Source organism: Agromyces sp. 3263 (assembly GCF_031456545.1).
Taxonomy (GTDB): domain Bacteria; phylum Actinomycetota; class Actinomycetes; order Actinomycetales; family Microbacteriaceae; genus Agromyces.
In genome coordinates this window covers 1,180,006-1,203,690 of the sequence record NZ_JAVDUV010000002.1, presented here as the reverse complement: position 1 = coordinate 1,203,690, position 23,685 = coordinate 1,180,006, and the positions used below count along the sequence as shown (strand labels likewise).

General features: G+C 72.9%; 26 protein-coding genes and 1 riboswitch. Of the genes, 16 read left to right on the top strand and 10 right to left on the bottom strand.

The features are described 5' to 3' along the window. Positions 1-6: 6 nt before the first annotated feature. The 3 genes from J2X63_RS18895 (at position 7) to J2X63_RS18885 (ending at position 2,857) form a co-directional block, all read left to right on the top strand. Positions 7-939, top strand: coding sequence for a DnaJ domain-containing protein (locus J2X63_RS18895; protein WP_309980115.1), 933 nt, complete (start codon positions 7-9; stop codon positions 937-939). Between the two features lie 45 nt (positions 940-984). Next, the gene (locus J2X63_RS18890) at positions 985-2,262 is read left to right on the top strand and encodes a M18 family aminopeptidase (RefSeq protein ID WP_309980113.1); all 1,278 of its coding nucleotides are present in this window, start codon (positions 985-987) and stop codon (positions 2,260-2,262) included. A gap of 85 nt (positions 2,263-2,347) precedes the next feature. Continuing rightward, positions 2,348-2,857 carry a rhodanese-like domain-containing protein gene (locus J2X63_RS18885; RefSeq protein WP_309980112.1) on the top strand — a complete coding sequence of 170 codons (510 nt, stop codon included), beginning with the start codon at positions 2,348-2,350 and terminating at the stop codon, positions 2,855-2,857. A 39-nt stretch (positions 2,858-2,896) separates the two neighbouring features. Here the strand turns inward: J2X63_RS18885 and J2X63_RS18880 are convergent, their stop codons facing one another. The 3 genes from J2X63_RS18880 to J2X63_RS18870 form a co-directional block, all read right to left on the bottom strand. Further along, positions 2,897-3,778 (bottom strand): rhodanese-like domain-containing protein, encoded by an 882-nt coding sequence (locus J2X63_RS18880; protein ID WP_309980110.1) that lies wholly within the window; start codon positions 3,776-3,778, stop codon positions 2,897-2,899. 70 nt (positions 3,779-3,848) lie between these two features. Next, the gene (locus J2X63_RS18875; protein WP_159607056.1) at positions 3,849-4,046 is read right to left on the bottom strand and encodes a hypothetical protein; all 198 of its coding nucleotides are present in this window, start codon (positions 4,044-4,046) and stop codon (positions 3,849-3,851) included. 82 nt (positions 4,047-4,128) lie between these two features. Then, complete coding sequence (locus J2X63_RS18870) at positions 4,129-5,505, bottom strand: L-serine ammonia-lyase (RefSeq protein ID WP_309980108.1); 1,377 nt, start codon at positions 5,503-5,505, stop codon at positions 4,129-4,131. A gap of 127 nt (positions 5,506-5,632) precedes the next feature. Here J2X63_RS18870 and J2X63_RS18865 point away from each other — a divergent pair, with 127 nt between their 5' ends. From J2X63_RS18865 to J2X63_RS18855, 3 genes are all read left to right on the top strand, one after another. After that, positions 5,633-6,679, top strand: a complete 1,047-nt coding sequence (locus J2X63_RS18865; protein WP_309980106.1) for a GNAT family N-acetyltransferase — start codon at positions 5,633-5,635, stop codon at positions 6,677-6,679. A 91-nt stretch (positions 6,680-6,770) separates the two neighbouring features. Further along, positions 6,771-7,787 carry an ATP-binding cassette domain-containing protein gene (locus J2X63_RS18860; RefSeq protein ID WP_309980104.1) on the top strand — a complete coding sequence of 339 codons (1,017 nt, stop codon included), beginning with the start codon at positions 6,771-6,773 and terminating at the stop codon, positions 7,785-7,787. Beyond that, entirely contained in the window at positions 7,784-8,608 is an 825-nt protein-coding gene (locus J2X63_RS18855) for an ABC transporter permease (RefSeq protein WP_309980102.1), read from the top strand. Before J2X63_RS18860 ends, J2X63_RS18855 begins: the two co-directional genes overlap by 4 nt. A gap of 13 nt (positions 8,609-8,621) precedes the next feature. Here J2X63_RS18855 and J2X63_RS18850 read toward each other — a convergent pair whose 3' ends face one another. After that, entirely contained in the window at positions 8,622-11,951 is a 3,330-nt protein-coding gene (locus tag J2X63_RS18850) for a BTAD domain-containing putative transcriptional regulator (protein WP_309980100.1), read from the bottom strand. Between the two features lie 38 nt (positions 11,952-11,989). On the opposite strand from J2X63_RS18850, the gene J2X63_RS18845 reads away from it, so the two are divergent. Together J2X63_RS18845 and J2X63_RS18840 are read left to right on the top strand one after the other, a co-directional pair. Continuing rightward, positions 11,990-12,226, top strand: a complete 237-nt coding sequence (locus J2X63_RS18845) for a hypothetical protein (RefSeq protein WP_309980098.1) — start codon at positions 11,990-11,992, stop codon at positions 12,224-12,226. Beyond that, positions 12,219-12,722, top strand: coding sequence for a Clp protease N-terminal domain-containing protein (locus J2X63_RS18840; protein ID WP_309980097.1), 504 nt, complete (start codon positions 12,219-12,221; stop codon positions 12,720-12,722). The genes J2X63_RS18845 and J2X63_RS18840 overlap by 8 nt, the downstream gene beginning before the upstream one ends. Before the next feature lie 7 nt (positions 12,723-12,729). On the opposite strand, the gene J2X63_RS18835 is transcribed toward J2X63_RS18840, so the two are convergent. The 4 genes from J2X63_RS18835 to J2X63_RS18820 all read right to left on the bottom strand — a co-directional run bounded on the left by J2X63_RS18835 (position 12,730) and on the right by J2X63_RS18820 (position 15,818). Beyond that, positions 12,730-13,158, bottom strand: a complete 429-nt coding sequence (locus J2X63_RS18835; protein WP_309980096.1) for a GNAT family N-acetyltransferase — start codon at positions 13,156-13,158, stop codon at positions 12,730-12,732. 78 nt (positions 13,159-13,236) lie between these two features. Then, positions 13,237-13,863, bottom strand: coding sequence for a CoA-binding protein (locus J2X63_RS18830; RefSeq protein WP_396133175.1), 627 nt, complete (start codon positions 13,861-13,863; stop codon positions 13,237-13,239). Next, positions 13,860-15,155, bottom strand: coding sequence for an O-acetylhomoserine aminocarboxypropyltransferase/cysteine synthase family protein (locus J2X63_RS18825; protein ID WP_309980094.1), 1,296 nt, complete (start codon positions 15,153-15,155; stop codon positions 13,860-13,862). The genes J2X63_RS18830 and J2X63_RS18825 overlap by 4 nt, the downstream gene beginning before the upstream one ends. A 102-nt stretch (positions 15,156-15,257) precedes the next feature. Next, complete coding sequence (locus tag J2X63_RS18820; protein WP_309980092.1) at positions 15,258-15,818, bottom strand: cysteine hydrolase family protein; 561 nt, start codon at positions 15,816-15,818, stop codon at positions 15,258-15,260. Positions 15,819-15,929: 111 nt separating this feature from the next. On the opposite strand from J2X63_RS18820, the gene J2X63_RS18815 reads away from it, so the two are divergent. The 6 genes from J2X63_RS18815 (at position 15,930) to J2X63_RS18790 (ending at position 19,614) form a co-directional block, all read left to right on the top strand. Then, positions 15,930-16,229 carry an antibiotic biosynthesis monooxygenase gene (locus tag J2X63_RS18815; RefSeq protein ID WP_309980089.1) on the top strand — a complete coding sequence of 100 codons (300 nt, stop codon included), beginning with the start codon at positions 15,930-15,932 and terminating at the stop codon, positions 16,227-16,229. A gap of 89 nt (positions 16,230-16,318) precedes the next feature. Continuing rightward, a riboswitch (guanidine-III (ykkC-III) riboswitch) is annotated at positions 16,319-16,385 on the top strand. Between the two features lie 13 nt (positions 16,386-16,398). After that, positions 16,399-16,722, top strand: a complete 324-nt coding sequence (locus tag J2X63_RS18810) for a multidrug efflux SMR transporter (RefSeq protein WP_309980087.1) — start codon at positions 16,399-16,401, stop codon at positions 16,720-16,722. 243 nt (positions 16,723-16,965) lie between these two features. Beyond that, a complete protein-coding gene (locus J2X63_RS18805; RefSeq protein WP_309980085.1) occupies positions 16,966-17,433 on the top strand; it encodes a hypothetical protein in 468 nt (155 codons plus the stop codon). After that, complete coding sequence (locus J2X63_RS18800; protein WP_309980084.1) at positions 17,427-17,660, top strand: helix-turn-helix transcriptional regulator; 234 nt, start codon at positions 17,427-17,429, stop codon at positions 17,658-17,660. The genes J2X63_RS18805 and J2X63_RS18800 overlap by 7 nt, the downstream gene beginning before the upstream one ends. Continuing rightward, entirely contained in the window at positions 17,657-18,652 is a 996-nt protein-coding gene (locus J2X63_RS18795; protein WP_309980082.1) for an NAD(P)-dependent alcohol dehydrogenase, read from the top strand. The genes J2X63_RS18800 and J2X63_RS18795 overlap by 4 nt, the downstream gene beginning before the upstream one ends. Beyond that, positions 18,649-19,614 (top strand): NAD(P)-dependent alcohol dehydrogenase, encoded by a 966-nt coding sequence (locus J2X63_RS18790; RefSeq protein ID WP_309980079.1) that lies wholly within the window; start codon positions 18,649-18,651, stop codon positions 19,612-19,614. Before J2X63_RS18795 ends, J2X63_RS18790 begins: the two co-directional genes overlap by 4 nt. Positions 19,615-19,635: 21 nt before the next feature. Here the strand turns inward: J2X63_RS18790 and J2X63_RS18785 are convergent, their stop codons facing one another. After that, a complete protein-coding gene (locus J2X63_RS18785; protein WP_309980077.1) occupies positions 19,636-20,604 on the bottom strand; it encodes a putative sulfate exporter family transporter in 969 nt (322 codons plus the stop codon). Positions 20,605-20,645: 41 nt separating this feature from the next. Beyond that, entirely contained in the window at positions 20,646-22,337 is a 1,692-nt protein-coding gene (locus J2X63_RS18780; protein ID WP_309980075.1) for a phospholipid carrier-dependent glycosyltransferase, read from the bottom strand. Positions 22,338-22,508: 171 nt separating this feature from the next. On the opposite strand from J2X63_RS18780, the gene J2X63_RS18775 reads away from it, so the two are divergent. Beyond that, positions 22,509-22,802, top strand: coding sequence for an antibiotic biosynthesis monooxygenase (locus J2X63_RS18775; RefSeq protein WP_309980073.1), 294 nt, complete (start codon positions 22,509-22,511; stop codon positions 22,800-22,802). Positions 22,803-22,848: 46 nt separating this feature from the next. Then, positions 22,849-23,673 carry a 16S rRNA (cytidine(1402)-2'-O)-methyltransferase gene (gene rsmI / locus J2X63_RS18770; RefSeq protein WP_309980071.1) on the top strand — a complete coding sequence of 275 codons (825 nt, stop codon included), beginning with the start codon at positions 22,849-22,851 and terminating at the stop codon, positions 23,671-23,673. The last annotated feature ends 12 nt before the right edge of the window (positions 23,674-23,685 follow it).

The following is a 23,685-nucleotide window of genomic DNA, read 5'->3' as shown; positions in this document are numbered from 1 at the left end:
GAGCCCATGGCCGACAGTCCGCTCTCCGACTCCCCGTACGAGGTGCTCGGCGTCTCCGCCGACGCGGATGCCGCAGCCCTGCGCCTCGCCTACCGTCGCGCCCTGCGCCGCGCCCACCCCGACACCGGGGGCGACACAGCGCGGTTCGACGCGGTGCAGCGGGCGTGGGTGCTCGTCGGCACGCCCGAGGCCAGGGCCGCCTTCGACCGCGGGATGCCGGGAGCGAACGCCGCGCCGACCCGCGAGGCCTGGGCGCCGACCGCGCCGCGTCGGCCGCGGGACTCGCGTCCACTGGCCCGGTCGTACGGCCACCCCGGCGGGCTCACCCGGGAGCGCTACCTGGACCGCATCCGGGAATGGGTGGGTCGCGGTGTCGAGGTGCCCGACCCGTACGACCCGGCGCTGGTGCGGAGTGCGCCACGCGACATCCGGCACATCCTCGCCGACGCCCTCGTCGAGGAGGCGACGGCACGGGCCCTGTCGACGCTCGGCATCGCGTACACGATCTGGCACGACGTGGCGACGGATGCCGCGGGGCCGGGCCTGCCCCCGAAGCTCGACCACCTCGTGCTCGGGCCGACCGGGCTCTTCGCCATCCAGTCCGAGGACTGGGGCGGCCCGGTCGCGATGAAGCGCGGCGAGCTCATCGGCGAGGCGCTCGCCGGGGAACGGCCGGTTCGCGCGCTCGCGGCACGGGCGAAGGCGATCGGTCGCGCCGCCCGGGTCAAGCCCACGGCGCTCGTCATCGTGGTCCCCGACGAGTACGCCGCCGAGCCGCTGCAGCTCGGCGGGTCGGTGCGCGGGGCCGTCGTCGCCCTCGTCCGCAGCTCCCGGCTGGCCAGCGCGGTGCGCGAGGGCATCCCCGGGTCGGCGCACCTCGGCGGCACCGAGGTGATGGAAGTGCGGTCGCGGTTGCAGGCCGTGGTGCGCTTCGCGTAGGGCCTCGACTCGACCGCGACCGCTCGGGCGGTGTTGGATGGGATGGTGCCCGAGCTCGATACCGACGCCCACCTGTCCGACTTCGCCGACTTCATCCGCGACTCGCCCTCGTCGTACCACGCCGCCGCGTCGGTCGCCGATCGGCTCGAGGCGGCGGGGTTCGATCGGCTCGACGAGCGCGACGAGTGGCCGACCGGGCCGGGTCGCCGCGTCGTCGTGCGCGACGGCGCGGTCATCGCCTGGGTGCAACCCGGCGGGGCGACGCCGACGACGCCGTTCCGGATCCTCGGGGCGCACACCGACTCCCCGTCGTTCAAGCTGAAGCCCGGCGCCTCGACCAGCTCGGAGGGGCTGCTGCAGGCCGGGGTGGAGGTGTACGGCGGCCCGCTGCTGAACTCCTGGCTCGACCGCGAGCTCGAGTTCGCCGGGCGGCTCGTGACGACCGACGGTGTGCAGCACCTGGTGCGCACCGGACCGATGCTTCGCATCCCGCAGCTCGCCATCCACCTCGACCGTGACGTGAACAAGGGGCTGACCCTCGACCGCCAGCGTCACCTGCAGCCGATCTGGGGCTCGGCGCCCGGTCCCGACCTGCTCGTGCACCTCGCGGGCATCGCCGGCGTCGAGGCCGACGACGTCGCCGGGCACGACGTGCTCATGGCCGACACGGCCGCGCCCGCCCGCTTCGGCCGCGAGGGCGAGCTCTTCGCCGCTGGCCGTATGGACAACCTCAGCTCGGTGCACGCCGGCCTCGTGGCGCTGCTCGCGGCGCCCGACGACGGGGCGCACGTCAGCGTGCTCGCGGCCTTCGATCACGAGGAGCTCGGGTCCGAGTCGCGATCGGGCGCGAGCGGGCCCTTCCTCGAGGACGTGCTCGCCCGCGTGGCAGCCGGGCTCGGCGCCACCGACGGCGACCGGCGTCGCGCCTTCGCGGACTCGTGGCTGCTCTCGTCCGACGCGGGCCACGCCGTGCACCCGAACTACCCCGAGCGGCACGACCCGAACAACCGACCGGTGCTCGGCGGCGGCCCCCTGTTGAAGCTCAACGCCAACCAGCGCTACGCGACCGACGGCGTCGGCGCGGCCATGTGGGCACGCGCCTGCCGGCAGGCCGGCGTGACGGCGCAACCGTTCGTGTCCAACAACACCATCCCGTGCGGCAGCACCATCGGCCCGCTCAGCGCGACCCGGCTCGGCATCCGCACGGTCGACGTGGGCACGCCGCTGCTCTCGATGCACTCCGCCCGTGAGCTCGCGCACGTCGACGACCTCGTGGGACTCGCCGCGGGGATCAGCGCGTTCTTCGCACCCGCCGGCGACTGAGGCGCCGCCGACGCTGGCCGGATGTCGCGGCACGACGGCGCGATTTCACGCGTGGGCGTGGGGGCGGCGGTGCGAGGGTGAAGGCATGACCGACACCACCAACATCGCCTCCGCACTCTTCGAGCACGTTGCCCCGCAGGCCGACGCGATCGCGCACTTCCGCGGTCGGCTCGGCTTCGAGACCGATGTGTCGGATGTCGCGGCGGCCCTCCGCGCCGGCGACCCCGGGTTCGTGCTGGTCGACACGCGGAACGACGAGTCGTGGGCCCAGGGTCACGTGCCCGGCGCGATCCACCTCCCGGGGCGCCGGGTCGCCGAGGAGGCGGGCGCTCGGATCCCCGCCGGCACCCCGGTCGTCGTCTACTGCTGGGGTCCCGGATGCAACGGCGCGACGCGGGCGGCGCTGGAGTTCGCGCTGCTCGGCCACCCCGTGAAGGAGATGCTCGGCGGGTTCGAGTACTGGGTCCGGGAGGGCTTCGCGTTCGACACCGCCGCGGGGCTCGCCCAACGGCCGGCGGACGCCCTCACCAACGTGGCTGCGACGGGCCTCACCGCCGGCACGGTCATCGACCACGACATCACCTGCGCCTGCTGACCGCCTGCTGACCGCCTGGCGCCGGTGCCGGCAGCTGGCTCAGACCAGGCTGACGAGCGGCGCCTCGGGGTCGGCGGCCCATTCGTCGAGCGAGCCGTCGTAGACGGCGACATCCGTCTCGCCCGCCTGGCGGAGCGCGAACGCCGTGGCCGCTGCCGCGATGCCGGCACCGCAGTAGACGACGATGCGGCCGCCGTCGCCGGAGGGCGGGACGACACGGGCCCGAGCCGTGAAGTGGGCACCGCGTCGCAGCGTGCCGCGATCCCGGTCGACGACCGCGGCGAGGGGCACGCTCACGCTGCCGGGGATGTGCCCGCGTCGTGGGCGGCGTCCGGTCTCGCCGCGGAAGTCGCTCTCGGGCGACGCGCAGACCAGCGCCGCGTGCGCCCGTCCCTCGACGACGGCCCGCACCTCCTCGCGGTCGGCCCAGAGCGTCTCGTCGGGCGACAGCGTGAGCTGCCGGGGCGTCCGCGGCGCCTCGTAGCCCGTCTCGAGCTCGCGTCCGTCGGCCTTCCACCGCCGCAGGCCACCGTCGAGCAGGGCGACCCGTGCGACGCCCGCTGAGCGGAGCACCCACCACAACCGGGCGGCCCACTGCCCGAGCCCCGTGTCGTAGACCACGACGGCGACCTCGTCGTCGATGCCGAGCTCGTGTGCGACACGCTCCAGCCGCGTGGCATCCGGCCTGGTGAACGAGAACGGCCCGTCGGGGTCGGAGAACTCCTCGAGCAGGTCGGCGAAGACCGCCCCTGGCACGTGCCCGTCGACGAGGTACTCGTCGAGGCCGCTGAGCCAGTGGAAGCCGGTCGCGGACTCGACACCGAGCACGCTCGCGTCGACGATCACGAGGCCGGGATCGCCGAGGTGATCGGCGAGCCAGTCGGTGGGGACGAGTTCGGCTGGGAGGTCGAGAGCCGGCATGCCGACACGCTAGTCGCGGCGGGCTGCGCGGCGAGCGGATGCCGCAACAGGCCGTAACCGTCGAAACGCGTCAGCGCAGCGGGCCCCTGCGGCTCTCGAGCCACAGCGTGTGCTCGCGGAGCCCGTTTCGCACGGCTGCCTTGATGATGAGGTAGCCGATCCACAGCATGAGCGCGAGGACGGCGAGGTAGACGACGAGGCCGATGACGAGTCCGATGAGGCCGAGGCCCGCGAACAGTTCGGGTGTGACGGGGCTGGGGGTGTCCATCACGTCAGATTGTCAGAGCGGCGCGCGTCGCGCGAGAGTCCCGATCGGGGGTCACGGCCGCGCCCAGGTGCGGTGCGCCGCGTCAGCACTCGATGACGTTCACCGCGAGGCCGCCCTCGCTGGTCTCCTTGTACTTCGTCATCATGTCGAGCCCGGTCTGGCGCATGGTCTCGATCACGGTGTCGAGCGATACGAGGTGCGTGCCGTCGCCGTGCAGCGCGAGCCGCGCGGCCGACACGGCGGTCGACGATGCGATGGCGTTGCGCTCGATGCACGGCACCTGCACGAGGCCCGCGACCGGGTCGCAGGTGAGCCCGAGGTGGTGCTCCATCGCGATCTCGGCGGCGTTCTCGATCTGGCGCGGGGTGCCGCCGAGCACGGCGCACAGCGCTCCGGCGGCCATCGCGCACGCCGAGCCGACCTCGGCCTGGCAGCCGCCCTCGGCGCCCGAGATCGACGCGTTCTTCTTCACGAGGCTCGCGATCGCCGCGGCGGTGAGGAGGTAGCGACGGATGCCCGCGGCATCCGCACCGGGCACGAAGCGCAGGTAGTAGTGGCCGACTGCCGGGATGATGCCCGCTGCGCCGTTCGTCGGCGCGGTCACGACCCGCCCGCCCGACGCGTTCTCCTCGTTGACCGCGAGCGCGAAGGCGTGCAGCCACTCGGTCGACGTGTCGCGGAGGTGCTCGTCGCGGTCGTACTCCTCGAGGCGGCGGCGCACCTCGGGCGCGCGACGCTTCACGCCGAGCCCGCCGGGCAGCGTGCCCTCGGCGGCGAGCCCGTGCTCGACGCACTCGGCCATCGCCGCCCAGATCGCGTCGAGTCCGGCGTCGATGCCCTGCTCGCCGTGCACCGAAACCTCGTTGTACCGGGCGACGTCGCAGAACGAGACCCCGTGCTCCTCGCAAAGCGCAAGCAGCTGGTCGGCGTTGTCGTAGGGCAGCGGGTGCCGCAGCGCCTCGGACTCCTCGGGCGCGTCGCCGTCGCGCCGGATGAAGCCGCCGCCGACGGAGTAGTACGTCTCCTCGAGGAGGGGGAGCGGCTCGTCCTCGTCCCAGGCCTGCAGCGTCAGGGCGTTCGGATGCCCGGGAAGCCGGGTACGCGGTTCGAGGCTGACGTCGCCGCGCGTCATGGTGATCGGCTGCCGCCCGGCGAGCATCACCTCGGCACCGTCCTCGCCGAGGCGAGCCCACGCGCCGCGGACGTCATCGGGGTCGCAGTCGTCGGGCTTCAGGCCCGCGAGGCCGGCCACCACCGCGTCGGGCGTGCCGTGGCCGAGGCCGGTGGCGCCGAGCGAGCCGTAGAGCGAGCAGGTGACGCGGCTGACGCGGTCGAGGATGCCCTCGTCGGCGAGTCGCTCGGCGAACGCACGAGCCGCCCGCATCGGGCCGACGGTGTGCGAACTCGAGGGGCCGATCCCGATCGAGAAGAGATCGAGGGCTGAGACGAACGCTGTCACCGTTCAAGGCTACGCCGCTGATCGCGCACGCATCCCGCGTGCGGTCGCAGGATCCTGCGTCGGAAGCCCCGCGGACGCACCCCCGCCGCAGGGCGTGCGACCGCCGCGTAGGCTGGATCGGATCCCCATGACTGACGACACCACCACCATGCTGCCCGCGATCGGGCCCGTCCTCCCGCACGAGTTCGCCGCGGACGCCGACGTCATCGAACGCGCGTTCGCCGCCGGGCCATACGGCCACCTGCCGAAGCCGGCGGGACGTCGGGAGTTCGAGCGCGACACCGCCGGGCGCGCGGCATCCGGAGCCGTGCTCGTGGCGCGACGCGACGGCCGGGTCGTGGGCAGCGCGAGCGTGCTGCGGGCGGCGACGCCGTACGCGCGGGTCGCCATGCCGGGCGAGGCCGAGATCCGGTTGCTCGCCGTCGACCCCGATGCGCAGGGCGGCCGGCTCGGCGAGGCGCTCATGCGCGCGAGCCTCGAGACGGCCCTCGAGTGGGGTGCCGACGCCCTCGTGCTCGACACGGGAGCGCTGAACGTGCGTGCGCAGGCGCTGTACCAACGCCTGGGTTTCGAGCGCGTGCCCGAGCGTGACGCGACCGTCTCGACCGGCGAGGTCGAGGCCCTCGTCTTCCGGTATCCGCTGCAGCAGCGCGACGACGTGCGCGTGCGGCTCATGCGCTCCGACGAGGCCGACGAGGTCTCGGCACTCACCGAAGCGGCCTACGCGGTCGACTTCGCATTGAGCGACGCCTACCGCGCCGACATCGCCGCGGTGGCCGAACGAAGCCGTGTGCACCAGGTCTGGGTGGCGACGGATGCCGCGAGCGGCATGCTGCTCGGAACCGCCTCGACGCCGCGCGCCGGCCGAGCCATCTCGCCGCTGGCCCGCGAGGGGGAGCTCGACTTCCGATTCCTCGGCGTCTCGGCCTCTGCGCGCCGCCGGGGGATCGGCGCGCTGCTCGTGCGGCACGTGCTGCAGCTCGCGCGCATCCGGGCGACGCCGCGCGTGGTGCTCAACACCGGCCCCGAGATGGTCGCGGCGCAGCGCCTCTACGACGGCCTCGGCTTCGAGCGGCTGCACGAACGCGAGTTCAAGTTCGAGCGGCCCGACGGGTCGAGCTTCCTCATGCTGGCCTATGGGCGGGACGTCGACGCGGAGGCCGCTGCGGCCTGATCGCCATACGCTCACAGCGCTCGCACGACACCGCGCGGCGGTGTGAGCGGCACGTGAGCCGCATGTGAGCGCCGGTGGGGACCATGGTCCCATGCACACCACCACACAGAACGGCGACTGGGCCGTGGAGGCCGACGGCCTCGTCAAGGTGTTCGGTTCCAACCGCGCGGTCGACGGCGTCGACCTTCGCGTGGCGACCGGCACCGTCTACGGCGTCCTCGGGCCGAACGGCGCCGGCAAGACCACCACCATCTCCATGCTCGCGACCCTCCTCCGACCCGACGCCGGACGAGCGCGCATCTTCGGCCACGACGTGCAGCGCGAGTCGCAGGTCGTGCGTCAGCTCATCGGCGTCACCGGACAGTACGCGTCGGTCGACGAGAACCTCTCGGCCACCGAGAACCTCGTGATCTTCTCGCGGCTGCTCGGCCATTCGCACGCCGCCTCGAAAGCCAAGGCCGCCGAGCTCCTCGACGAGTTCGGGCTGGCGGATGCCGCGAAGCGACCGTTGAAGAGCTTCTCGGGCGGCATGCGCCGCCGGCTCGACCTCGCGGCGAGCCTCATCGCGCAGCCGCCGCTGATCTTCCTCGACGAGCCGACCACCGGTCTCGACCCGCGGACGCGCGCCCAGATGTGGGGCACCATCCGCCGCCTGGTCGCCACCGGGTCGACGGTGCTGCTCACCACGCAGTACCTCGACGAGGCCGACCAGCTCGCCGACCGCATCGCGGTGATCGACCGCGGACGCGTCGTCGCCGAGGGCACGGCCGACGAGCTCAAGGCATCGGTCGGCGCGTCGAGCCTCGAGCTGCGCCTCGCCGACTCCCGCGACGTCGACGACGTGCGCGTCGCCATCGAGCGCGTCCTCGGCGTCTCGCCGACCATCTCGCCCGAGGCCGGGCGCATCACCGCGCCCATGCACAACCCCGACCGCGTCACGGAACTGCTCGTCACGCTGCGCGACGAGGGCGTCCACCTCGCCGAGCTCAGCGTCGCGAAGCCCACCCTCGACGAGGTGTTCCTGACACTGACCGGCCACGGCGTCGAGGACGAGGCATCCGCCGCCGCTGCGGCATCCGGCACCGAGCTCGAAGGGAGCCGCGCATGAGCGCGATCGCCACCACCACCATCACCCCCGGCCACGAGCGCAAGCTGAGGAACCGCGTCAGCCTGCAGGAGTCGCTCTCGCACACCCTGACGATGGCGTACCGCGGGATCCTCAAGATCAAGCGCACGCCCGAGCAGCTGTTCGACGTCACGCTGCAGCCGATCATCTTCACCGTGATGTTCACCTACATCTTCGGCGGCGCGATCGCAGGCGACGTGCAGAACTACCTGCCGATCATCATCCCCGGCATCCTCGTGCAGACCGTCATCTCGACGTCGATCGTCACCGGTGTGCAGCTGCGCGAGGACATGGACAAGGGCGTGTTCGACCGGTTCCGGTCGCTGCCGATCGCCCGCATCGCGCCGCTCTCGGGCGCGCTGCTGGCCGACACCGTGCGCTACCTCATCGCCACGACCCTCACGTTCGCCATGGGCTACCTCATGGGGCTGCGCCCCGGCGGCGGACTGGCCGGCGTCATCGCCGCGTCGGTGCTCGTGATCGTGTGCGCCTGGTCGCTGTCGTGGATCTTCGCGTTCTTCGGCGTCGTCGCGCGCAGCGCGTCGAGCGTGCAGGGCATCTCGATGATGATCCTCTTCCCGCTCACGTTCCTGTCGAACGCGTTCGTGCCGGTGGACACCATGCCCGAGTGGCTGCAGTGGTTCGTGAACATCAACCCCGTGTCGCACATCGTCACCGCGGTGCGCGACCTCGTGAACGAGGGCATGGTCGGGCCCGAGGTGGGCTGGGCGCTGCTCGGCTCGGCCGTGGTCGTGGCCGTCTTCGCGCCGATGACCGTGAAGGCCTACATGCGGAAGGCGTGAGGACGGACGGTCCTCAGGACGACGGAACGGGCGCTGCGATGAGTTCGCGCGCCCGTTCCGCGCATTCGTCGGTCGTGCGCGACGCCGTCGCGGCGCGGGCCGCGGCCAGGCGGTCGGGGTCGACGCGGGCCTCGGCGTCCTCGATCAGCCGGCTTCGGCTCGGGCCGGGCGCATCCTGGCGCCCGGACAGGCGCTCGCCCACGGCGATCAGCTCGAGGCCGCGTTCCTCCACCCCGGGCTGGTGGAGCATCCAGGCGCCGAGGCCGACCGCGACGGTGCCGAGCACGGGCTTGTCGGTGTAGCCCGCACGCGCCCGGTAGGTCGCGATCGTGCGGAAGCGGAGGCGGTCGGCCCAGCCGCGCACCTCGTCGGCCGGCCAGCCCTCGAGGGCGCCGCGCGCCGCGAAGCCGGCGAGCACGATGAGGTACCACGGCGACCCGCGCCGACGCCCGTCGTGGAAGGCGTCGATCGAACGTCGGGCGAGGCGGAGCGCGTCAGCGTCGCGGCCCTCGAGGTGGGCGATCTCCGACAGGCCCAGGTCGGCGATCGTCGACACCGCCATGCCGTCGGCCATCACCCGGTCGTCATCGGCCATCGCCTCGAACAACGGCCGCGCCTCGTCGACGCGCCCGTCGGCGAGCAGAGCGCCCGCGATCATCCAGTCGAGCTGGATGAGGTCCTGGTCGGCTCCCAGCGACTCGAGGCCGGCTCTGGCGCGGCGAGCGCGCCGGAGCGTCTCGAGCGGCCGGTTCGACTGGCTCGCGAGCTGCGCGAGCATCATCGACGACATCGCCTCGATCCAGACGTCCCCGGTGCGCCGCGCGACCTCGGCGGCGCGCTGCGCGTGCCGTTCCGCCGCCTCGGGGTCGCCTTCATTCTCGGTGAGCTGGCTCATCATGATCGAGCCCACCGCCGCACTGTCGGGGTCGGTCGACGACGCCATCGCCTCGAGCCTCGCGAGGGCCTCGGCCTGGTCGGGTATCGCGAGCAGGAAGCCGCCGGCCGCGGCCAGCCACGGCGGCATCGGATGCCGCTCCTCAGCGAGTCGCTTCGTGCGCGCCGCGCCGCGCGCGCCGGTGATGCTGCCCGTGGCGAGGTGCGTGGCCGTGATGAGCGTGAGGGCGAGCATGGCGGCCGGGGCGAGCTCGGGGGTCGGGCGCGTGTCGCTCGTGCTGTCCAGCACGGCCGGGCCGAAGGCGAGGATCTCGGCGTGCGCGCTGCGGACCGTCCACCGGTACGCGAGCGCCGCGAACACGGGGAAGACGACCTCGCCGCGGCGCGCCGCGATCGCCCGCCGCAGGACCTCGACGAGGTTGTCCTGCTCGAGGTCGAGCTCGCGGAACGCCGTGATCTGGTCGGGTCCGCGCACCTCGTCGAGGGCGCGGAGCGAGAGGCGCACCGCCCAGGTGTCCATCGCCGCGAGCGCGTCGGCCTCATCGCCGGCCTCGGCGAGCTTCAGCTGTCCGAACTCGCGCACCGTCTCGAGCATCCGGTAGCGCGGCGCGGCCGCGCCCGGGGCGTGCGAGACGGCGAGCAGCGACTGGGTGATGAGCCCGTCCAGGAGCCAGACGGCGTCGGCAGCACCGGTGAGCGCGCCCGCGGCATCGAGCCCGAATCCGTCGGGGAACCAGGAGAGCCGGCACATCGCCCGGCGTTCGTCGGCGCTTAGCAGCGCCCAGCTCCAGTCGATCACGGCCCGGAGCGTGCGCTGGCGCTCGGGCGACGTGCGGTCGCCTCCGGCGAGCAATGCGAAGCGGTTCTCGAGGCGCGACTCGATCTGCTCGACCGTCATCGACCGCACCCGCGCCGCCGCGAGCTCGATCGCGAGCGGCAGTCCGTCGAGGCGAGTGCACAGCCGGGCGATGACCTCGAGGGGGAGATCAACGCCCGGGCGCGCGGCCGTGGCCCGCTCGACGAAGAGCTCGACGGCCGGGCCGGCGGCATCCGACGCGAGGGGCTCGAGCGGATAGACCTGTTCCGCGCCGATCGTGAGCGGGCTGCGACTCGTGGCGATGATCCGCAGGCTCGGGAGCGATGCGAGCAGGTCGGCGGCCCACCCCGCTGCGCCGTCGATGACGTGCTCGCAGTTGTCGAGCACGAGGAGCGCCGCGCCCTCCTCGAGGCGGGCGAGGATGCGGTCGCGCACGTCGAGCGCGCCCTCGGCGATGCGGCGATTGCTGGACGCCTCGCGCACGCCGAGCGTCGACGCCAGGGCGAGCACCACGTCGTCGTCGGTGCGCACGCTCGCGAGTTCGACGACCACCACGAGCGGCACCCTCGCGCGGCCGGCGACCTCCTGTGCGAGTCGGGTCTTGCCGAGTCCTCCGGCGCCGAGCACGGTGACCAGGCGGTGACGTTGCAGAAGCCGCTCGATCGCCGCGACGTCGTCGTCGCGCCCGAGGAGCGGGTTCGACCCGGCCCGGACGCCGATGCGGGTCGTCGATCGCCGAGGCGCGTCGCCGTCGTCGCGCAGCAGGTGCGCGTGCAGCTCCACGAGCTCGGCCGATGGCGAGACGCCGAGCTCGTCGGCCAGCCGCTCACGGAACGCGCCGTACTCCGCGATCGCGTCGACGCGGTGGCCGGATGCCGCGAGCGCGCGCAGCCGGGCCGCGACGAGGGTCTCGTCGGCCGGCGATGCGGCGACGAGCACCGCGAGGTCCGCGGCGGAGCCCGCGTGATCGCCGGCGGCCGCGCGCGCCGCGGCGCGCGATCCCAGCAGCCGGAGGCGGAGGGTGGATGCGCGCTCCGCGAGCGTCTCGGCGATGGGGGAGTCGCCGAGGTCGAGGGCGGGTTCGCCCCGCCAGAGCGCGAGCGCCTCGTCGAGGCGGGCGGTGGCCGCAGCCGGATCCTCGTTCGCGTCGGAGACGGCTCCTGCCGGACCGGTCGGGTCGGATGCGGATTCGGATGCGGATGCGGATGCGGACGCCGCGGCCAGGTCGAGCTCGTCGGGATCGACGCCGAGGGCGTACCCGCCGGGGTGCGAGACGACGAGTCCCTCCGCGGTGACGGCACGCAGCCGGCTCACGAGGGTCTGCAGTGCGGCCTTCGCGTTCCGGGGCGGGGCCTCGCCCCACAGCTCGTCGACGATGGTGTCGACCCCGACGACGCCGCCGATCTCACGCGGCGCCACGGCGAGGGCGGCGACGAGCGCCTTCGCCAGCGTGCCGGGAGGTTCGACGAGTGCCCCGGAGCGGTCCTCGACCACGATCGGACCGAGCACGCCGACGCGCGGTCGGCGGGATCGGTCAGGCTGCACGCGCACGAGCCTACCCGCGCCCACGTGGCCGACGCGCGGTTCGGGATCGTCCCAGCCGCCGTCGACCACGGACGTGATACGCAACATGGGTTGACAATACCAGCTGAGCAACCTAGGTTGCTCATATGACCCCTCGAACTCCGGAACCGATCGGCGCCGAAGCCGACGACCTCGCCGCCGTCGTGGCGCTGCGCGAGCTCGCCGACCGGCTCGAGGACGCGGCGGTCGAGCGCGCGATGCGCTCGGGCTGGAGCTGGACGCAGGTCGCCGAGGCGCTCGGCGTCACCCGGCAGGCCGTGCACAAGAAGCATCACCGGCGACTCGATGCCGCCGGCATCGAACTGAGGAGACGCAATGCGTGACGTACCCGGCCCGGTCGACAGCGCGATGGACGTGGGCCTCAAGCAGGTGGTGCTCCGCACGATCGACGAAGCCGCCCGGCGCGGCGCGGCGAACGTCGAGGCGGAGCACCTGCTGCTCGTGATCTCGGCGGGCGACGACGTCGCGGCCAGGACGCTCGCCGAGTTCGGCCTCGATCACGCCGCCGTGGAGGCCGCACTCGACGCCGAGCGTTCCCGCGCCCTCGAGGTCGCGGGCGTCGCCCCCATCGCCGAGGATCGACTGCGCTCCACGCGGCGGACCCGACCGGGCTGGGGTGCTTCCCTGCGCGATGCCCTGCGTCGTGCCGAGTTCCGCACGAATCGGGCACGCGGCCGCACGCGCGAGGAGCGCGAGCAGCTCGCGATCGCCGCGGCCCTGCGGGGCGTGCTCCTGGCCGATCTCGGGACCGTGCCGCGGGCGCTCGCCTACGCCGGCGTCGACCGGCGCGCGCTCATCGCACGCCTCGAGCGGGGATGACCTTCGGTCATCGCAGCGCCGGGCCCATGCGAGCCATCCACTGGTCGGGATCGGGCACCGGCCCGAAGCCGTACCGCTCGTAGAGGCCGTGCGCGTCCGCCGTCGTGAGGGCGATGCGCTTCAGGTCGAGCGATGCGAGATCCGCCATGACGCCGTCGATGAGCGCGATCCCGATCCCGCGCCCACGAGCCTCCACGGCGACGAACACGTCGCAGAGCCAGGCGAACGTCACGCCGTCGGTGATGACGCGCGCGTACGCGAGCTGCGACCCCGTGCGGGTGTCGTAGACGCCGTAGTTCCGGGAGGCCGCCATCGCGGCATCGTGCGCCTCGCGGCTGCGTCCGGCGGCCCAGTACGACTCCTCCGCGAGCCACGCGTGCACCCGATCGCGGTCGAGGCGAGCGGGGTCCGACGAGAATTCGATGTCCAGCGGCATCCCTCGATCGAATCGCCGTCACGCACGCCGGTCAAGGGGCCGATCCGGCATCGGTGGACTGATCGGTGGGACGCGAGGCTAGCGCACCGTCTTGCGCGCGGTGATCTGCCCCGTGTCGAAGCCGAGCAGGTGCAGGCCGCCGTGGAAGCGGGCGTGCTCCACCTTGATGCAGCGGTCCATGACGACGGTGAGCCCCTGCGCCTCGCCGTAGTACGCCGCATCCTGGTTCCAGATGCCGAGCTGTACCCAGATCGTCTTCGCGCCGGCGGCGACGACCTCGTCGACGACCTGCGGGATGTCGCTGCCGCGGCGGAACACCACGACGATGTCGGGCACCTCGGGCAGGTCGGTCAGGCTCGCGTACGCAGGCTCGCCGAGGATCTCCGTGGCGTTCGGGTTCACGAAGTACAGGCGGTAGTCGCTCGACTGCTGCAGGTAGGTGCCGACGAAGTAGCTCGATCGCGCCGGGTTCGGCGACGCGCCCACGATCGCGACGGACTCGGCCGCGTTGAGGATCTTCAGGCGCTGCTTCGCGTCGGGCCCGATCCACGTGCGCTGCGACTTCAGCAGCTTCGCGAGCGGCGAGCCGGCCGGCAGGTCGCACGAGAGGCCGTTGACGAGGCGCACGGTCTCGAGGTCGGCGGATGCCGCGGCATCCGTGTCGGACGGAAGGGTCGTGGTCGTGGCATCCGTCGCCGTGCTCATCGTGCTCCTCCTGTCGCGGCCGTGAGGGCCTGGTCGAGATCGTCGATGATGTCTTCAACGTCTTCGATGCCCACGCTAATCCTGACGACGCCCGGCAGCACCCCCGCGTCGACGAGCTGCTGCTCGGTCAGCTGGGCGTGCGTGGTCGACGCCGGGTGGATGATGAGCGTCTTCGCATCGCCGATGTTCGCGAGGTGGGAGGCGAGGTTCACCGACTCGATGAGCTGCTGGCCGACGGCGCGGCCGCCCTTCACCTCGAAGCTGAACACCGAGCCCGGACCCTTCGGCAGGTACTTCTGCGCGCGGTCGTGGTGCGGGTGGTTCGGCAGGCCCGCCCACCAGACGCGCTCGATGCGCGGGTCGGCCTCGAGCCACTCGGCGACCGCGCGGGCGTTGTCGACGTGCGCCTGGATGCGGTACGGCAGCGTCTCCACGCCTTGGGCGAGGAGGAACGCCGAGTGCGGCGCGAGCGCCGGGCCGATGTCGCGCAGCTGCTCGGCGCGCAGGCGCGTGAGGAATGCGTACTCGCCGAAGTTGCCCGACCACTGCAGGCCCCCGTAGCTCGGCACCGGCTGCCCGAAGAGCGGGAACTTCTCGGAGTGCCAGTCGAACCGGCCCGACTCGACGACCACGCCGCCGAGCGTCGTGCCGTGCCCGCCGAGGAACTTCGTCGCCGAGTGCGTGACGATGTCGGCGCCCCACTCAATGGGGCGGTTGAGGTAGGGCGTCGGGATCGTCGAGTCGACGATGAACGGGATGCCGTGCGCGCGGGCGACGTCGGCCAGGCCCTCGAGGTCGGCGATCTCGCCTGAGGGGTTCGCAATCGTCTCGACGAAGAGCGCCTTCGTCTGCTCGGTGATCGCCGCGGCGTAGTCGGCGGGGTCGGCGGAGCGCACGAACGTCGTCTCGACCCCGAACCGGCGCAGCGTGACGTCCAGCTGCGTGATCGAACCGCCGTAGAGGTTCGCCGACGCGACGATGTGGTCGCCGGCGCCCGCAAGGCTCGCGAACACGATGTACTGGGCGCTGAGGCCCGACGCGGTGGCGACGGCGCCGAGGCCGCCCTCGAGGCTCGCGACGCGCTCCTCGAAGCTCGCCACGGTGGGGTTCGCGAGGCGCGAGTAGATGTTGCCGTACTTCTGCAAGGCGAACCGGGCGGCGGCATCCGCGGTGTCGTCGAAGACGAACGCGCTCGACTGGTAGATCGGCAGCGCTCGGGCGCCCGTCACCTGGTCGGGGATGTTGCCCGCATGGATGGCGCGGGTCTTGAAGCCGAATTCGCGGTCTGCCATGCGTTCACGCTACTGCGGGCCGCCGCGGCATCCGCTCGCGGTCGTAACGCTGGGCAACGGATGCCGCGCCCCGGCGCCGTGGGTCGGGCGCCGGCGTCGGCCTCAGCCGCCGAGCACCTCGTCGGTCGTGACCACGCGCGCGAAGCCGCCGCCGGCGAGGTTCACCGCCGTCGCGCGCGCCAGCTCGGACGCCGTGAGGCGAACGCCGCCCGGCCCCTCGAGGTCGAACGTGTGCGTCGCATCGATCGGCAGCACCACGTCGTAGCCGAGGTTGCCGCCCATGCGAGCGGTCGTCTCGACGCACATGTTCGTCTGGATCCCGGCGAGCACGAGCTGCCGGATGCCGCGGTCCTGCAGCCACGCGTGCAGGTCGGGCTCGCCGTAGAACGCCGAGTTCACCTGCTTCGTCACGAACAGGTCGTGCGGGGCATCCGCCACGACGTCCTTCAGCGCGTTGCCGGGCGTGCCGAGGGCGAGCGGCGAGCCGGGCGAGGCCGAGTCGTGCCGCACGAGCACGATCGGCCGCGAGGCATCCGCCCACGCGGCGACCAGGCGCCCGATGTTCGCCTCGGCGTCGGGATTGTCGCGGGCGCCCCACGCAGGGTCGTCGAAGCCCTGCTGCACGTCGATCACGATGAGGGCGGCGGTGTCGTCGAAGTCCATGCCCTCATGATGCCTCGCCGGCGGTCCGCGGGTCGGGCTGGGGGCTGCCAATCCCCAGCCCGCGACCGCCAGTCGATCGGATGCCGCGGCGGGGCCGCTACCGTGGAGCCGGTGATCCTCGAACACGCCATCCTGCCCGTGACGCCCGGCCGCGAGGCCGACTTCGAAGCCGCGCTCGCCGCGGCGACGCCGATCATCGCCGGGATGCCCGGCTTCGTCGACCTGCGGGTGGCGCGCTCGATCGAGACGCCGAACGAATACCTGCTGCTCGTGCACTGGGAGAGCGTCGAGGCGCACGCCGTCGGGTTCCGCGGCTCGCCCGAGTACGCGCGCTGGCGCGAACTGCTGCACGGGTTCTACGATCCGTTCCCCGTCGTCGAGCACTTCGCCGAGGTGCTCGCGCTGCCGTGAGCGCCGGGTGAGCCGAGCGGAGACCGCCGGCGCGCCGCCTCGGCATCCGCTGCCCATGCACTGCACAGGGTCGGTTGCTAGCCTGTCTGCCAGGTCGCCCGACGGCGGCCCCGGACGAGGGAATCCAGTACCCGGAACGCGACAAGACTGGCCATGGGAGTGAACCGTCATGGCGTGGGTCGTGTTGATCGTGTCCGGAATCCTCGAGGCCGTCTGGGCCACCGCACTCGGCAAGTCGGAGGGCTTCACGAAGCTCTGGCCCTCGGTGGTGTTCTTCGGCGCGCTCGCCCTCTCGATGGGCGGCCTCGCCTGGGCGATGCGCGACATCTCGACCGGCACCGCCTACGCGGTGTGGGTGGGCATCGGCGCGGCCCTCACCGTGACCTGGGCGATGATCACCGGTGACACGGATGTCTCGTGGGTCAAGCTGGGGCTCATCGCGGGCCTGGTCGGCTGCGTGGTGGGTCTGAAGCTCGTCGACGGCGCCCACTAGCCGCGCCGCCGTCCTCACCCCGGCCCCCCCGCGCCGCGCCGCCCGCCCGCCCGTCGAAACCTGGTGTTCGGTGCCGAATGCGCGGCGTTGCGCACGGGACACGAGGTTTCGACGCGAGCGAGCGCGGGTTCGTCGGCTGAGCGGGTGCGCGCGGCATCCGCTGTGTCAAGAATTATTGACATCTTGTCGTGTGAGCTTTACATTGAGGGCGTAAAGAATTCTTGACATTGGAGCGTGAGCCGCATGGAGCGACGAAATCGGCGCGAGCACGAGTCGTCGGTGTCGTACGAGGAGAAGGGCACCTGGGTCTACCTCGTGGTGGCGATCGTCGGCAGCACCGTGTACCTCTCGCTGGTGCTGCCCGCGCTCCTCAGCGGGACGCCCGTCGACGAGATCGACTACGTGCCGGCCATGCTGTGGGTGATCGGCGGCGCGATCGTGGCGTCGATCGTCGGGCGCATCCTCGTCGAGGTGTTCTCGCCGAGCGAGAGCACGAGGGGCGACATCCGCGACAAGGAGATCGACCGTCTCGGCGAGCGCGTCGGCAGCTCGTTCGTCGTGCTCGGTGCGCTGGGCGCACTCGTGCTCGCGATGCTCGACGCCGACGGGTTCTGGATCGCGAACACCGTCTACTTCTGCTTCGTGCTCTCGGCCATCCTCTCGAGCATCACCAAGATCGTCGCCTACCGCAGGGGCGTGCCGACGTGGTGAAGCCCACGAGGGTCACGAACGACATCCGTGCGCTGCGATTCCGCGCCGACGAGATGACGCAGGCCGAGCTCGCACGGCGACTCGGCGTGACCCGCCAGACCGTCATCGCCATCGAGCAAGGCCGCTACTCGCCGTCGCTCGAGATGGCCTTCCAGATCGCCGGGGTGTTCGGGGTCCCGCTCGACGACGTCTTCCAGTACCCCGACGAGCAGGGAGCAGGATCATGAGGGTCGCCGAGTACACCAGGTATGGATCGCCCGAGGTCGTGGGCATCGTCGAGCGCCCCGAGCCGCACGCCGTGGCCCGCGAGATCCGCGTGCGGGTGCACGCGGCCTGCGTGGGCGCGGCTGACGGGGCGGCGCGATCGGGCACGCCATGGTTCGCACGTCTCGCGTTCGGGCTGCGCGCGCCGCGGCGGTCGGTGCTCGGGTCGGACTTCGCGGGCATCGTCGACGAGGTCGGGCCGGACGTCACGCGCTTCGCCGTCGGCGACCGGGTGTTCGGTGCCATGGGTGCGGCGGTGGGCGCGCACGCGGAGGTCCTCGTGGTGGCCGAGTCGGGAGCGATCGCGCCGCTGCCCGCAGCGGTTTCGATGACGGATGCCGCGGCGGCCTGTGACGGCGCCCTGACCGCCCTGCCGTTCCTCCGCGACGGCGCACACCTCCGGCCCGGGCAGCGCGTGCTCGTGATCGGGGCGTCGGGCAGCGTGGGCGCCGCGGCCGTGCAGCTCGCGAAGCACCTCGGGGCCCACGTCAGCGCGGTCTGCGGGCCGGCGCACGTCGACCTCGTCGCGTCGCTCGGCGCGGATCGCGTCGTCGATCGCAGCACGGAGGACGCCCTCGGCGGGCCGGCGACGTACGACGTCGTGTTCGATGCGGTGGCCGCCTCGACGTTCCGACGCGCACGACGCGCGCTGCGGCCCGGAGGAACCTACCTCACCACGGTGCCCTCCTTCGCGATCCTGCTCCAGCAGCTCACCTCCCGGCTCGGCCGGCGGCGTGCCGTCATCCTCTTCACCGGCCTCCGGAAGGACGCCGACAAGGCGCCCGACCTCGAGCAGCTCGCGGCCCTGCTGGCGGCCGGAGTGCTCCGCCCGCCGATCGAGCGCGAGGTGGCGCTCGAGCAGGTCGCCGAGGGGTACCGACTCGTGGACTCCGGCCACAAGGGCGGCAGTGTGGTGCTCCGGCTCGTGCCGGCCGGCGCCGAGGCGCGCGCATGAGAGCCGTCGTGCGCTCCCGCTACGGCGGGCCCGAGGTGCTCGCGTTCGCCGAGGTCGACGCCCCAAGCCCGGAAGCGGACGAGGTGCTCATCCGCGTCGAAGCGGTCGCCGTGAGCATGGGCGACGTGCTCGTGCTGCACGGCGAGCCGCGGGTGGGCCGCCTCGCGTTCGGGCTCGGGCTCCCGAAGCATCCGGTGATCGGGCGGGATGTCGCGGGTATCGTCGAGGCCGTCGGCCCGGGCGCCACCCGGTTCCGGGTCGGGGACGCGGTGATCGCCGAGGCCGACCAGGGCGGCTTCGCCGAGCTCGTGGCGGTTCCCGAGCGGTTCGTGGCGCGGCGCCCGACCTCGGTCGACGCCGTGCACGCCGCCGCCATGGTGGTGTCCGGGACGACCGCGCTGCAGGCGATGCGACTCGCGGGCGTCGGGCCGCGACAGCACGTGCTCGTGAACGGCGCGTCCGGCGGCGTCGGCGGCTTCGCGGTGCAGCTCGCGAAGGCCATGGGCGCGGAGGTCACCGGGGTCTGCCGGGGGTCGAAGGCCCAGCATGTGCTCGCCCTCGGCGCCGACCACGTCGTCGACTACGAGTCCGACGACTTCACGGCGAGCGCGGGCCGCTACGACGTGATCCTCGACCTCGTCGCCGATCACCCGCTCGGACGCACGCGACGCGCGCTGCGACGCGGCGGCACGCTCGTGCTCTCGTCGGGGCGCGGCGGGCGGGTACTCGGTCCGATCGGGCGCATCGCCGCGGCATCCGTCGCCTCGCCGTTCGTGCCCCAGCGGCTGCGCACGCTCGCCGCACGCCGCAGCGGCGACGACCTCGCCGAGCTCGCCCGCCGGGTCGACGCGGGCGAGGTGCGAGCGGTCGTCGATGCGGTGTTCCCGCTCGACCGCGCCGCCGAGGCCGTCGCCCGGCTGGAGTCGGGGGAGGTGCGGGGCAAGGTCGTGATCGCGGTCTGAGCCCCGCGGTGCCTCCCCGCTTCAGCCGAGCAGCACCGCGCCGTACGCGAGCGCCGCCACGAGCACCCACGAGGTGAGGCCCACGACGAGTGCGCGCCATCCGGTGTGCACGAGCTCGGCGAGTCGGATGGAGGCGCCGAGCGCGAACAGGGCGGTCGCCAGCAGGGCGGTCTGCACCACGTCGGCGCCCGCGAGCAGCCAGTCGGGGAGCGGCACGAAGGAGTTCACCAGCACCGCCGCGAGGAAGCCGGCGATGAAGAGGGGAACGATCGCCGGGGGCCGGCCCAGGGGCTGGATCGCCCGCCGGCGCTCGACCGCTGCGGTCATCGCCACCATGGGCGCGAGCATGAGCACGCGGGTGAGCTTCACCACCACGGCCACCGCGAGCGCCGCGGGTCCGGCGAGCTGGGCGGTCGCGACGACTTGGCCGACGTCGTGCACGCCGGCACCGACCCAGTGCCCGAACCCGGTGGTCGAGAGGCCGAGCGGATGCCACAGCGCAGGCAGCACGGCGATGGCGAGCGTGCCGCACAGCGTGACGAGGGCGACCGGCACGGCCTGCTCCTCGTCCTTCGCGCGCATCGTGGCGGCCATGGCGCCGATCGCGGACGCCCCGCAGATCGAGAACCCGCTCGCGACGAGCACGGGCTGGTGCCCCGGCAGGCCCAGTGCGCGCCCGAGGCCGATCGTGCCCACGAAGGTCACCAGCACGACGCCCACGGTCGTGGCGATGGTGATCCAGCCGAGGCCCGCGATGTCGAGCAGGCTGAGCTTCAGTCCGAGCAGCACGATGCCGAGGCGCAGCAGTCGGCGCGCGGCGACGCGCAGGCCGGGTGCGAGCCTGCCGCCGAGGGCCGGCTGCAACGCGGGCACCTGGCCGACGATGATGCCGAGCGCGACGGCGACGGTGAGGATCGGCACGGCGGGCACGGCCAGGTGTACGAGCCAGGCGACGAGGGCCGCGGATGCCGCGACGGCGAGTCCCGGCATCCGCTCGCGCATCGCCCCGCCGGCCGTCGGCCCCGCGGGCCTCACGTGGCCCAGCTCGGCGCCCAGAAGTGCAGCTGCCGGAACTCGGGCGTGACCGGGACCGCGGTCCAGATCGGGTAGTAGAACGCCGAGACGAGCACGACGAACCCGAGGAAGATCGCCACCGTGGCGATGCCGCGTTCCCGTCGCCATCGCACGTCGTCGCGGCGGCCCAGGATGAGGGCGATCACCGCCGCCAGGGCCAGCATCGTGTAGGGCTGGAAGGCGATCGAGTAGAACTGGAACACCGTGCGGTCGAGGTACATGAGCCAGGGGAGGTACCCTGCGGCCAGGCCGAGCAGGATCGCCCCCACCTGCCACTCGCGATACCGCACGAGCCGGTACACGAGGTAGAAGCACGCGAGCGCCGCGGCCCACCAGATGAGCGGGTTGCCGATCCCGATGATCGACGACCAGCAGGTGTCGGCGCCGCATCCGCCCGAGCCGTCCTTCGTGTCGGCGAAGTACATGTTCGTGGGCTTGAACATGAACAGCCACGTGAGCGGGCTCGACTGCGAGGGATGGTCGGCGTGGACGCCGAGGTGGTAGGTGTACGCGGACTGGTGGTAGTGCCACAGGCTCTGGAACACCGGCGGCACCCACGAGAAGAAGCCGGTCGCGCGGTTCTGGAGGTCGTCGGCCCAGTGCCGGTAGTAGCCGCCGTCGGTGACGAGCCAGCCCGTCCACGAGGCGAGGTAGACGATCGCCGCGACGGGCACGTAGAGGAGGAACGTCACCGGTCCCTGCTTGAGCACGGCACCGGTCAGCCAGAACGGCACCCCTGCGCGCCGTCGGGCGAGCGCGTCGACGATGATGAGGTAGACGCCGAACGCGGCGAGGAACCAGAGGCCCGACCACTTCACCGCGCAGGTCGCGCCGAACGCGGCACCCGCGGCGAACACCCATGGTCGTGCCCAGATCGCAGGACCGTAGTGCGGATCGCGGCCGTCGGCCCGCGCGAGCGCGAGCCGGCGCTCGAGCTCCTGCTTCGACCGGTCGCGATCGATGAGCACGAACCAGAAGCCGAGGAGTGCGAAGAGCATCACCCAGTTGTCCAGCAGGGCCACCCGGGACATCACGATGGCGTTGCCGTCGACCGCGAAGAGGAACGCCGCGATCACGGCGACGATCGTCGACGGCCACAGCCGCCGCGCGACGAGCGCGAGCACGAACACCGCGGCGGTGCCGGCGAGCGCGGTGCTCGCGCGCCACCAGAACGCGCTGTCGGCGCCGAACGCGGCCATGCCGAGCGCGATCACCCACTTGCCGAGCGGCGGGTGCACGACGTAGTTGGGCTCGTCGAGGAAGATGTCGGTGTCGCCGCGCGCGAAGTCCTCGTCGGCCCCCTCGGGCCAGGTCGACTCGTACCCGTGGTGCAGCAGCGTCCACGCGTCCTTCACGTAGTACGTCTCGTCGAAGATGATCGCCTGCGGATGGCCGAGGTTCCAGAATCGCAGCACCGCGGCGAGGACGGTGACCAGCAGCGGGCCGCCCCAGTACCAGAGCTGCTGCCGCCGCGGCGTGGAGAGCATGCGTGCCCACCAGGCATCGAGCCGGGTGCCGCACGCCTCGACGAACGGCTCGTCGTCGGAGTGTTCCGGTTCGTCGGCCGTCACGGGGTCGTCGGATGCCGCATCGCCGGGCTCGCGCGCCTGTGTCGCACGCGCGTCCGCGGCGCCGGTCTCAACACCCATGCGCCCCAGAGTAATCGCGCTCGCCGGGGTGTCACCTCCGCATCGTGCCGACCCCGGCGGCGAGGGCCGTGCCGCCGACCGCGCCGGGAGCCCCGCGTGGTCCAGCCGGGCGATGACGGTGGTCGGCGATACGGTCGGCAGCGCCGGACACCCCGAGGAGGAATCGACGAGATGACCACGATCGAGCTCACGCGGTTCCGGGTGCGTCCCGACCGCGAATCCGCGCTCCTCGCCGCGCGGCCGGGCATGCTCGCCGACTTCGCCGCCGACCGTGAGGGCTTCCTCGAGGCGCGCCTCGTGCGCCTGCCCGGCGACGAGTGGCTCGACGTCGTCACCTGGCGGGCGCCCGAGCATCTCGCCGCGTCGCGCGCGAAGGGCGCGAACCTCCCGGGCATCGCCGCCTTCTTCGCGGCGATCGACGCCCTCGTCGCCGCCGAGGAGGGCACGCTCGCCGACGAGGCGTGAGCGCATCACGCCGCCGGCGCACGTCGCCGTGCGAGACACTGGGGGCATGATCATCCTCGCGGCGACGCCCATCGGCAACCTCGGCGACGCCTCGGCGCGGCTCAAGGACGCCCTCGAGCGGGCCACGGTCGTGGCGTCCGAGGACACGCGGGTCACCCAGCGCCTGCTCGCGGGGCTCGGCATCTCCAACCGGCCCCGCCTCATCGCGCTGCACGAGCACAACGAGCGGCAGAAGGCGGCCGAGCTGGTCGAGCTCGCCCGCGACGCCGACCTGCTCGTGCTGAGCGACGCGGGCATGCCGACCGTGTCCGACCCGGGATTCCCGCTCGTGGCCGCCGCCGCCGCCGCGGGCGTCGAGGTCACGGCGATCCCGGGCCCGTCGGCGGTGGTGACCGCGCTCGCCGTGTCGGGCCTGCCCACCGACCGGTTCGCGTTCGAGGGCTTCCTGCCGCGCAAGGCCGGCGATCGGTCGCGACGTCTCGCCGAGCTGGCGGGCGACCGGCGCACGCTCGTCTTCTTCGAGGGGCCGTCGCGTCTCGCCGCGAGCCTCGGGGCGCTCGCCGAGGCGTTCGGCGCCGACCGGCCGGCCGCGGTCTGCCGGGAGCTCACCAAGCTCCACGAGGAGGTCCGCCGCGGCGGCCTCGCGGAGCTCGCAGAGTGGGCGGCGCAGGGCGTCCGGGGCGAGATCTGCATCGTGGTCGGGGGAGCGGTCGAGCAGCAGGCGGATGCCGCGACGGCCCTCGACCGGGTGCTCGGGCTCGCGGCATCCGGAACCCGGCTGAAGGATGCGGTCGCGCTCGTCGCCGCCGAGAGCGGCCTCGGCAAGCGCGACCTGTACGAGGCCGCGCTCGCGGCGCGCAGCACTCGCTGAGCGGGCGCGGGG